The sequence below is a fragment of the Hydrogenophaga flava NBRC 102514 genome (genome assembly GCF_001571145.1).
Taxonomy (GTDB): domain Bacteria; phylum Pseudomonadota; class Gammaproteobacteria; order Burkholderiales; family Burkholderiaceae_C; genus Hydrogenophaga; species Hydrogenophaga flava.
This window is the reverse complement of the sequence record NZ_BCTF01000009.1, coordinates 1-10,771: the sequence shown is the minus strand read 5'-3', so window position 1 is coordinate 10,771 and position 10,771 is coordinate 1. Positions and strand designations below refer to the sequence as shown.

Genomic DNA, 10,771 nt, shown 5'->3' with positions numbered 1-10,771 from the left:
GAGGCCCCCATGGCTGGACTCAACAAAGACACCCCGACGCCGCAGGAAATCACGGTGCACAGCGCCTCGCGCGTGCTCGAGGTGGCGTTTTCGGATGGGGCGAGTTTTCGCATTCCGTTCGAGCTGATGCGCGTCTATTCGCCTTCGGCCGAGGTGCAAGGCCATGGGCCAGGACAGGAAACGCTGCAGACCGGCAAGCGCGATGTGACCCTGGTGGCGCTGGAGCCGGTGGGCAACTACGCGGTGCAGCCCACCTTCTCGGATGGTCATGATTCCGGCATCTATGCCTGGGATTACCTGTATTTCCTGGGATCACAGCAGGAACAACTCTGGAACGATTACCACCAGCGGCTTCAGGCCGCGGGGGTGGACCGCGACGCACCCATGCCGGAAAAAGGCGGGCACGCCTGCGGCAGCCACTGACCCCGACGGAGACCCATTTCATGGCCACGACTCATTTCGGCTTCCAGACCGTCGACGAACAGGAGAAGGCGAAACACGTGCGCAGCGTGTTCGATTCGGTCGCGCCCAAGTACGACGTGATGAACGATCTCATGTCGGCAGGCCTGCACCGCATCTGGAAGCGCTACACCATCACTGTGGCCAACCCGCAACCGGGCCAGCAGGTGCTGGACATCGCGGGCGGCACCGGCGACCTTTCGCGCGCGTTCGCGAAACGTGTCGGCCCGACAGGCCGCGTGGTGCACACAGACATCAACGAGGCCATGTTGCGCGAAGGCCGCAACCGCCTGCTTGATGAAGGCCTGGTGTTGCCCGCCATGGTCTGCGACGCCGAGAAGCTGCCATTTGCCGACAACAGCTTCGATCTGGTGTCCGTGGCCTTCGGTTTGCGCAACATGACGCACAAGGAGCAGGCCCTGTCCGAGATGCGGCGTGTCCTCAAACCGGGGGGTAAATTGCTTGTCTTGGAGTTTTCCCGTGTCGCCAAGCCACTGGAAAAGGCTTATGACTGGTATTCGTTCAACGTGTTGCCGAAGCTGGGTCAGATGGTGGCGGGCGATGCCCACAGCTACCAGTACCTGGCGGAGTCGATCCGCATGCACCCTGGGCAGGAGGAACTGCGCCAACTGATGAAGTCGGTGGGCTTCGGTCATGTGGACGTGCACAACCTCAGCGCGGGGGTGGTGGCACTCCACGTCGGTATCAAGTGTTGATGACGGGGACAAAAGGAGGACAGCGTCATGGAAGCTCGGTGGTGGTCGGATTTGCTGGGGGGGCGCCGTGCGCAGCGCAAGACGCTGCGCCGCAACGATTCCACGACCGGAGCGCCCGGCCTGCTCGCAGGGGTGGGACCAGACAGTGCGGTGTCGGCGCCCCGGGGGTACAGCCCTAAGAACGTGGGCAACGATGCGTCGGCGCGGCCCTGGGAATCTCTGGCGGATGCCCCGCATCCGCCCGAACCGGCTGCGCACAAGGCTGGCGGGTTTGATGCCGAAAGCTTCCTGCGGGCTTCCAAGACGAATTTCGTGAATCTCCAGGATGCCTGGGACCGCTCCGACATTGCCAGCCTGCGCGCCATGATGACTGGTGGCATGCTGGCCGAGATCCAGACCCAGCTGGCCGAGCGCGAGCGTGCTGGCGCTGCCCCAAACAAGACCGAGGTGGTCACGCTGGAAGCGCAGCTGCTTGGGCTGGAAGAGCAGGACGAGGCCTACCTGGCGAGCGTGGAGTTCTCCGGGCTGATCCGGGAGGAGCCGTCGGCCGGTCCGAACCCGTTCCGGGAGATCTGGAACATCACCCGCCCCAAGTCTGGTGATGCTGGCTGGCTGGTGGCTGGGGTGCAGGCGCTGAGGTAGAAGCGCACCGGTTATCCGTCAGAATCGGGGGATCATGAACAGCGAATCCCCCAACCCTTCGACCAGTTCCCGTTCTCCTCTGGGCATGCTCCAGTCCCTGCTGGGCAGTGTCCGGCCACCGGAATGGGTGGTGGACGAGGTTCAGAACCGGGTGGTGCTGTTCCTCAACCATGTCCTGATGCAGGAGCCCCAGGCGCAGCAGCGCCTGCGCCGCCAGTTGGGCAAGCCGGTGCGCGTGGCCTGGGGCGACTTCCACCTCACCCTGGCCCCCACTGCCGCAGGCCTGCTGGAGCGGCCGACCGGTGATCGGCAGCCCGAGCTGCACGTGACCGTGACCCAGACCTCGCCCTTCGCCCTGGCCCAGCAGGTGCTGGGCGGCGAACGGCCGAATGTCGACATCCAGGGCGATGTCCAGCTGGCGGCCGAGGTGGCTTGGCTGGTGGACAACGTGCGCTGGGATGTCGAGGAGGACCTGTCCCGGATCGTTGGTGATGCCGCCGCGCACACCCTGGTGGGTGGCGCCAAGTCGGCCGCGGCCGGTCTCAAGGCGTTCGTCGGGCGCCGTTCGCCGACCGAACCGGGTCACAGCGACGGACCCTCGGCATGACGCGGTTGCTCCGCGGCCTGTTCATCGTCTGGGTGGTGCTGCGCCACGGCCTGGACGAGCTGGTGCTGTCCAGCTTCCAGCGACCGGGCATCCGGCTGCTGACGCGCATCGTTTCCGTCGGTCGCAACCTGGACGCCCCGCGGGGGCAGCGTCTGCGCGAGGCGCTGGAGCGCCTGGGTCCCATCTTCGTCAAGTTCGGTCAGGTGCTCTCGACCCGACGCGACCTGCTGCCGCCCGATATCGCCGACGAACTGGCGCGTCTGCAGGACCGGGTGCCGCCGTTCGACAGCGCCATCGCCGTGGCCACCATCGAACGGGCCTTTGGCAAGCCGCTGGATGCGGTGTTCAGTTATTTCGACCACACGCCGGTGGCCAGCGCCTCGATCGCCCAGGTGCACTTCGCCACCTTGCGGGACGGGCGCCATGGCGGGCGCGAGGTGGCGGTGAAAGTGCTGCGACCCAACATGCTGCCCGTGATCGAGAAAGACCTGAGCCTGATGCGCATGATGGCCGGCTGGGTCGAAAAGCTCTCGGCCGATGGCAAGCGACTCAAGCCGCTGGAGGTGGTGGCGGAGTTCGACAAGTACCTGCACGACGAGCTGGACCTGCTTCGGGAGGCCGCCAACGCGGCCCAGTTGCGCCGCAACATGGCGGGTCTGGACCTGGTGCTGATCCCGGAGATGTTCTGGGACTACTGCCACACCGAGGTGATGGTGATGGAGCGCATGCACGGCGTTCCGATCAATCGGGTGGACGAGCTGCGCCAGAAGGGCGTGGACATCCCGAAACTGGCGCGCGACGGCGTGACCATCTTCTTCACCCAGGTGTTCCGCGACGGCTTTTTCCACGCCGACATGCACCCGGGCAATATCCAGGTCAGCGTCGATCCGGCCACCTTTGGTCGCTACATCTCGCTTGATTTCGGCATCGTCGGCACGCTGACCGAGTTCGACAAGGAATACCTGGCGCAGAACTTCACCGCCTTTTTCCGGCGCGACTACAAGCGCGTGGCCGAGCTGCACATCGAAAGCGGCTGGGTGCCGCCCGAAACCCGGGTGGACGAGCTGGAATCGGCCATCAGGGCGGTGTGCGAACCCTACTTCGACCGGCCGCTCAAGGAAATCTCGCTGGGCATGGTGCTGATGCGCCTGTTCCAGACCTCGCGCCGCTTCCATGTCGAAATCCAACCCCAGCTGGTGCTGCTGCAGAAGACCCTGCTCAACATCGAGGGCCTGGGCCGCGATCTGGACCCTGAGCTGGACCTGTGGAACACCGCCAAGCCCTTCCTGGAGAAGTGGATGCTGGAGCAGGTGGGCCCGCAAAAGCTGCTGCAGCAGCTCAAGGCCGAGGCGCCGCAGTACGCCAAGCTGCTTCCGGCCCTGCCGCGCCTGCTGCAGGATTACCTGCAGCACCGGCCACACCAGCTGAGGGCCGAACTGGACGAACTCATGGCGGAACAGCGGCGGACCAACCGCCTGCTGCAGTACATCATCTACGGCGGCATCGGCTTCGTGCTGGGGCTGATCGTCACCCAGGTGATGCTGCGCATCCGCCTGTGGTGAGGGGCCGACCGGCGGGCCGCCCTTGAAGGCGTGGGTGGGGTGCCCCACCTATAATGACGGGTTTTGTTCAACTTCCCGGCGCCCTGCCGTTTTTGCACCGCTGCGGTGCATTTCGGGCCCTTGGGGCTGTGGTCGCCGGACCATTCCACCGTTCACGCCATGCCGATCTATGCCTACAAGTGCGAGTCCTGCGGCCATGCCAAGGACGTCCTGCAGAAAATCTCCGACGCGCCTCTGACGGATTGCCCCGCCTGTGGTGCCTCCACGTTCAACAAGCAGCTGACCGCCGCTGGCTTCCAGCTCAAAGGTTCGGGCTGGTACGCGACCGACTTCAAGGGCAGCACAGGTGGTTCGGCTGCCACGGCCGCCGGATCGGCCACCGCTTCCTCGACCGAGTCCAAACCGGCCGAAGCCGCCAGTGCCGCGCCGGCCACCCCCTGTGGCGGCTCCTGCGCCTGCCACTGAGCGAACCGGAAAGACCTTCCCTGTGGCCAACCTGCGCAAGTGGCTGTTCTCGGGCCTGCTGGTCCTGGTGCCCCTGGTCATCACCCTCTGGGTGCTGGACTGGGTCGTCACCACGCTGGACCAGACCCTGCGCATCCTGCCTGGCGCCTGGCAGCCGGACCAGCTGTTCGGCTTCCACGTGCCCGGCCTTGGCGTGATCTTTGCGCTGGTGGTGGTGCTCTCCATCGGTGCCCTGGCGTCCAACATCATCGGCCACCGGCTGGTGAACTGGTGGCACGCGCTGCTGCACCGCATTCCGGTGGTGCGGTCCATCTACTCGGGGGTCAAGCAGGTCTCCGACACGCTGTTTTCAGAAAAGGGCAACGCCTTCCGCAAGGCACTGCTGGTGCAGTGGCCGCACGAGGGCATGTGGACCATCGCCTTCCTGACCGGTACGCCGCAGGGCGAGGTGCTGCAGCAGCTGCGCGCCAAACCGGGCAGTGCCCCTGACGACGACTTTGTCAGCATCTACGTGCCTACCACCCCCAACCCCACGGGCGGCTACTTCGTCATGGTGCGCGCGCGCGACTGCGTGGAGCTGCAGATGTCGGTGGACGAAGCCCTGACCTACATCGTCTCCATGGGTGTGATCGTGCCCGGTGGACCCAAGAACCCCAACCTCAAGGCGACCGCTCCCGCGACCGCCTGACACCCGTGGCTGCAGCCTTGCAGCCCGCCTGCTGAAAGAAGAACCGATATGGCCATGCGTTCCCACTATTGCGGTCTGGTGACCGAAGCCCTGCTGGGGCAAACCGTGCAACTCTGCGGCTGGGTCAACCGCCGCCGCGACCATGGCGGCGTGATCTTCATCGACCTGCGCGACCGCGAAGGCTATGTGCAGGTGGTCTGCGATCCGGACCGTCCCGAGATGTTCAAGACCGCCGAGGACGTGCGCAACGAGTTCTGCGTGCAGGTCACCGGCGTGGTGCGCGCCCGCCCCGCCGGCACCACCAACGACAAGCTCAAAAGCGGCCAGATCGAAGTGCTGTGTCACGAGCTCAAGGTGCTCAACGCCTCGGTCACGCCGCCGTTCCAGCTGGACGATGACAACCTGAGCGAAACCACGCGCCTGACGCACCGCGTGCTCGACCTGCGCCGCCCCTACATGCAGAACAACCTGATGCTGCGCTACCGCGTGGCCATGGAAGTGCGCAAGTTCCTGGACGCCAATGGTTTCGTCGACATCGAAACCCCGATGCTGACCAAGAGCACGCCCGAAGGCGCGCGCGACTACCTGGTGCCCAGCCGCGTGCACGACGGCCACTTCTTCGCGCTGCCGCAGTCGCCCCAGCTGTTCAAGCAGCTGCTGATGGTCGCGGGCTTCGACCGCTATTACCAGATCACCAAGTGCTTCCGTGACGAAGACCTGCGCGCCGACCGCCAGCCCGAGTTCACCCAGATCGATATCGAGACCTCGTTCCTGACCGAGCAGGACATCCGTGACATGTTCCAGGGCATGATCAAGACGGTGTTCCAGAACACCCTGGGTGTGGACCTGGGCGAGTTCCCGGTGATGGCCTACAGCGAAGCCATGCACCGCTACGGCTCGGACAAGCCCGACCTGCGCGTGAAGATGGAGTTCACCGAGCTGACCGACGTGATGGCCGATGTGGACTTCAAGGTCTTCAGCGCGCCCGCTACCATGAAGAACGGCCGCGTGGTTGCCCTGTGCGTGCGCGGCGGCGCCGAGATGAGCCGCAGCGAGATCGACGCCTACACCGAGTTCGTGAAGATCTACGGCGCCAAGGGCCTGGCCTGGATCAAGGTCAACGAAGCGGCCAAGGGCAAGGACGGCCTGCAGTCGCCCATCGTCAAGAACCTGCACGACAAGGCGATTGCCGAGATCCTCTCGCGCACCGGCGCGCAGGACGGCGACATCATCTTCTTCGGCGCCGACAAGGCCAAGGTCGTCAACGACGCCATCGGCGCGCTGCGCCTGAAGATCGGCCACAGCGAACTGGGCAAGAAGAACGGCCTGTTCGAGGACCGCTGGGCGCCGATGTGGGTGGTGGACTTCCCGATGTTCGAACACGATGAGGAAGAAGACCGCTGGACGGCCGTGCACCACCCCTTCACGGCACCCAAGGACGGCCACGAGGACTGGATGGTCACCGCGCCCGAGAAGTGCATCGCCAAAGGCTACGACATGGTGCTCAATGGCTGGGAAATCGGTGGCGGTTCGGTCCGTATCCACCGCGCCGATGTGCAGCAGAAGGTGTTCGACGCACTGAAGATCACGCCTGAGGAAGCCCAGCTCAAGTTCGGCTTCCTGCTGGATGCGCTGCAGTACGGTGCGCCCCCGCATGGCGGCCTGGCCTTCGGTCTGGACCGCATCGTCACGCTGATGACCGGCGCCGAGTCGATCCGCGACGTGATCGCCTTCCCCAAGACGCAGCGCGCCCAGTGTCTGCTGACCCAGGCGCCCAGCCCGGTGGACGAGAAGCAGCTGCGCGAGCTGCACATCCGCCTGCGCAACCCGGACGCGGTCAAGCCGGCCTGAAACTAGGCTTCGGCTAGGATGAAAGGGCGCCTGCGGGCGCCTTTTTTGCGCCATTGACCGAACCGCTGTGCCGTCCTCTCCTCCCTACAAGATCCCCGAGTCGGTGCTGGTGGTGATCCACACCCCGGCGCTGGAGGTGCTGCTGATCGAGCGGGCCGAGTCGCCGGGTTTCTGGCAATCGGTGACCGGCTCCAAGGACGCGTGGGACGAGCCGTTTGAAGCCACGGCCGCGCGGGAGGTGGCCGAAGAAACCGGGCTGGATGTGTCCGCGCCAGGTCACCGGCTCAGCGATTGGGGCCTGCAGAACATCTACGAGATCTATCCGCAGTGGCGCCATCGGTACGCGCCCGGGGTGGTCCTGAACACCGAGCGCGTGTTCGGCCTGTGCGTGCCCGGGACGCGGCCGGTGGTGCTGAACCCGCGGGAACACCGGGCGCAGGTCTGGTTGCCCCGGCTGGCGGCGGCGGACCGGTGCTACTCGTTCTCCAATGCAGAGGCCATCTTGCAGCTGCCGCGCATTTTCCGAGCACAAAAATAGGCTCGTTGCAACTTTCGGCTGGGCCGGCCCTTGTGTTCTTTTTGTCATAGGTGGGGGACCATCTGTGCATCATTACCGTGCAGGAAATTACGGAAATGTGAACCAAAAGGGCTATGCGCGGGCTGGCGCATCATCAATTTTGATAACCTCGGCTGGTACATCGTAAGTAACAAATTAGGCCCTTTGTAGCGCCTTGTTACAACAAGAACACCAGCATGAACAAGTCATACAAGTCGATCTGGAACGAATCCCTCGGAACCTACGTGGCCGCATCAGAGGCCGCCACGTCCGGTGGTCGCAAGGTGTCGTCGGGACGCAAGGCGCGCAGGGCGCCGGAGCGGGCCCTGTCGAGCCAGATCGTCCTGGAGCAGCGCATCGTTTTTGATGCGGCTTTGCCGGCCACGGTGCTCGACGTTGCGACCGACACCGGCTCTGCGGACAGCGCGGCGGAACAGACATCCGATGAGCCCGGGGCCGACCAGCCGGTGGTCGCTCCGGCAACCTCCACGACTGCCACGGTGTCCGATGAAACGCCTGCGGCCGAAGAGGTGGCGGCCGACACCGACACCGACGCCGACGCCGACACCAGTGCCGATGCAGATGCCGATGCGGACGCCGACACTGAACTGGCTGGCTCGGACGAGACGGCCCCAGCGGACGCGGAGGCGCCAGAGGCCACTGGTACGGACACCACGGCCGATGAGACCGCCGACACCACGGCCTCGGACGATCTGGCGACCGACGAAGCTGCCGTCGCCGACACCGACGAGCGCGTCGAGATCATCTTCGTGGACGCGGTGGCCGCCGACGTGGTCGGGCAGCTGGACTGGCACCCGGGCGAGGTCTACGTGCTGGACGCGGACCGCGACGGCCTTGAGCAGATGGCCGAAATCCTGAATGGCCGCACCGGCATTGACGCGATCCACATCATCAGCCACGGCACACCGGGCCGTCTGGAGCTGGGCAACACCGCCCTGGACACCACCTCGATCACGGGGATGCACGCCGACGAGCTGGCCGTCATCCGCGCGTCACTCGCCGAAGAGGCGGACATCCTTCTGTACGGGTGCGATGTGTCGTCGTCTGCCGACGGGGTGGCCTTCGTCGAAGCCCTGGCCGATGCAACGGGCGCCGATGTGGCGGCTTCCAGCGACGACACCGGCGCCGAGGCCCTTGGTGGCAACTGGGTGCTTGAAACCCAGGTGGGCGACTCGATCGAGACCACGGTGATCTCGGCCACCGAATGGGCCGGCGTGCTGACCACGGCGGTCAACGTGGGCGCAGGCGCCGTGCTCGGCACCATCGGGAAAGACATCTACAGCATCGACCTCACCACTGGCAGGGCCACGTTGCTGACCACGGTGCCTGCCACCGTCGGCGGCATTTCGACGGGCTCGCTGCAGAACTCCCTGGCGGTAAACCACACCGCCGGACTGATCTACTACGTGTCCAACGACACGGTCAACTCCAACCGTGCGCTGTTTGCCTACGACTACATCAACAACGTCCACATCCTGGTCGATGCCGATCTGACCAGCAACGGCGGGGCCGGCAACATCACCGTCGGCAACACGGGTGTTGGCAGCGGCGGTGCCGTGTACGCCAATGGCGCGCTGTACTTTGGTGTGGAGAACAACTCGGGCGGGGACGGTGGCGGCACCGTCAGCGATGACGCCATCTACCGGATCGTGATGGCTGCTGACGGCCGGTCGGTCAACACCGCTGCGGGGTCGGTGACGCTCCTGGTGAGCAACATCACCGGCAACGACTGGGGTGATCTGGGGTATCACGCCGGGTCCAACGCCTTGCTCAGTTCCGATGGTGACTCGCTCACGCGTTACGCCTTGAACGCCGGTGGCACCGCGGTCACCGCCACCTCGACGCTCACCAACGGAGGCGTGGGGTCCGGGGTTCAGCTGGCGGAGAGCCAGACCGGGAACAACTACCGCATGGGGACGCAGATCCAGCAGATCAACGCGACCACGGGCGCGGTGATCGGCACTGCCATCAACATCACCACCAACGGCACCACATCGCTGGGCTCGCTGAACGACGCCGCCAGCTGGACGCCGCCCACGGCACAGATCGGCGACCGGGTCTTCACCGACGTCGACGGCAACGGCAGCTTCGACGGCGCCGACACCGGCATTGCCGGTGTGACCGTGCGTCTGGTGGACGATGTGAACAACAACGGCGTGGTGGATGCCGGCGAGCGGGTGCTGGCCACCGACACCACCGATGCGAACGGCAACTACCTGTTCACCGGCGCGCTGCCTGGCAGCTACATCGTGCAGGTGACCGACACCGGCAACGTGCTGGGTGCCGGTCGCACCTACACCACGGCCGGTGGCAACACCAATGCCACTGCAGACGTCAACCAGATCGGTTCCACCAACCTGGCGATCGACTTCGGCCTGAACAACCGCCCGCCGGTCAACGTGGTGCCGGGTGCACAGACCGTGGCCGAGGACGGCACGCTGACCATCACCGGTGTGTCGACCAGCGACCCGGACGGCAACCTGGCCACCACCCAGCTCAGCGTGACCAACGGCGTGCTGAACGTGAGCCTGGCGGGGGGGGCCACCATTTCTGCGGGCGCCAACGGCAGCAGCACCCTGACCCTGTCGGGCACCTCGGCCCAGATCAACGCGGCGCTGGCTTCCATTGGCTACCAGCCCACGGCCAACTACTTCGGTCCGGCGGTGCTGACCGTCCGGTCGACCGACGTGGGCGGGCTCTCTGACAGCGACATGGTCAACATCACGGTGAGCGCCGTGAACGACCCGCCGGTCGACGGCAACGAGACGAACACGGTCACCGAAGACACCACGCTGACGGTGGCCAACGGCGCCGTGGGCGATCTGCTGAACAACACCATCGACGTCGACGGCGGCACGGCCACCATCACCGGCTTCACCGTGCCCGGCGTCGGTGCGGGTGTGGTGGGCGCGCCCCTGGTGATTCCCCGCGTGGGCTCGATCACCATCAACAGCAACGGCAGCTACAGCTTCACGCCGCAACCCAATTTCGCGGGAGTCGTTCCGGTCATCACCTACACCGTCTCCGATGGAGCTGGCGGCACCGATACCTCCACGCTGACGCTCACGATGACGCCGGTCAACGATCTGCCGGTGGACGGCGACGAGACCAATACGGTCACGGAAGACACGACGCTGACGGTGACCGACGGCGCCACGGGCGACCTGTTGAACAACGCCAGCGATGTGGATGGCAATCCGCTCT

General features: G+C 65.4%; 9 protein-coding genes and 1 pseudogene. All 10 read left to right on the top strand.

Going from position 1 to position 10,771, the window contains the following annotated elements; genetic code table 11:
• The first annotated feature begins 9 nt into the window (after positions 1–9).
• Complete coding sequence (locus HFL01S_RS09475) at positions 10–423, top strand: gamma-butyrobetaine hydroxylase family protein (protein WP_066257763.1); 414 nt, start codon at positions 10–12, stop codon at positions 421–423.
• A 20-nt stretch (positions 424–443) separates the two neighbouring features.
• Positions 444–1,175 carry a bifunctional demethylmenaquinone methyltransferase/2-methoxy-6-polyprenyl-1,4-benzoquinol methylase UbiE gene (gene ubiE / locus HFL01S_RS09470; RefSeq protein WP_066257761.1) on the top strand — a complete coding sequence of 244 codons (732 nt, stop codon included), beginning with the start codon at positions 444–446 and terminating at the stop codon, positions 1,173–1,175.
• A 159-nt stretch (positions 1,176–1,334) separates the two neighbouring features.
• Positions 1,335–1,817 (top strand): annotated as a pseudogene (locus HFL01S_RS09465) (Tim44 domain-containing protein); the annotation flags it as partial.
• 34 nt (positions 1,818–1,851) lie between these two features.
• Positions 1,852–2,424 carry a ubiquinone biosynthesis accessory factor UbiJ gene (locus HFL01S_RS09460; protein ID WP_245644769.1) on the top strand — a complete coding sequence of 191 codons (573 nt, stop codon included), beginning with the start codon at positions 1,852–1,854 and terminating at the stop codon, positions 2,422–2,424.
• Positions 2,421–3,986 carry a ubiquinone biosynthesis regulatory protein kinase UbiB gene (ubiB, locus tag HFL01S_RS09455; protein ID WP_066257757.1) on the top strand — a complete coding sequence of 522 codons (1,566 nt, stop codon included), beginning with the start codon at positions 2,421–2,423 and terminating at the stop codon, positions 3,984–3,986. The genes HFL01S_RS09460 and ubiB overlap by 4 nt, the downstream gene beginning before the upstream one ends.
• 159 nt (positions 3,987–4,145) lie before the next feature.
• The gene (locus HFL01S_RS09450) at positions 4,146–4,451 is read left to right on the top strand and encodes an FmdB family zinc ribbon protein (protein ID WP_066257755.1); all 306 of its coding nucleotides are present in this window, start codon (positions 4,146–4,148) and stop codon (positions 4,449–4,451) included.
• 22 nt (positions 4,452–4,473) lie between these two features.
• Positions 4,474–5,139, top strand: a complete 666-nt coding sequence (locus HFL01S_RS09445) for a DUF502 domain-containing protein (protein ID WP_066257753.1) — start codon at positions 4,474–4,476, stop codon at positions 5,137–5,139.
• 48 nt (positions 5,140–5,187) lie between these two features.
• Entirely contained in the window at positions 5,188–6,990 is a 1,803-nt protein-coding gene (aspS, locus tag HFL01S_RS09440; RefSeq protein WP_066257752.1) for an aspartate--tRNA ligase, read from the top strand.
• A 67-nt stretch (positions 6,991–7,057) separates the two neighbouring features.
• On the top strand, positions 7,058–7,528 hold the full coding sequence (gene nudB, locus HFL01S_RS09435; RefSeq protein WP_066257750.1) for a dihydroneopterin triphosphate diphosphatase: 471 nt from the start codon (positions 7,058–7,060) through the stop codon (positions 7,526–7,528).
• Positions 7,529–7,743: 215 nt separating this feature from the next.
• The coding region (locus HFL01S_RS09430) for a DUF4347 domain-containing protein (RefSeq protein WP_157538820.1) at positions 7,744–10,771 on the top strand (3,028 nt) is incomplete at its 3' end.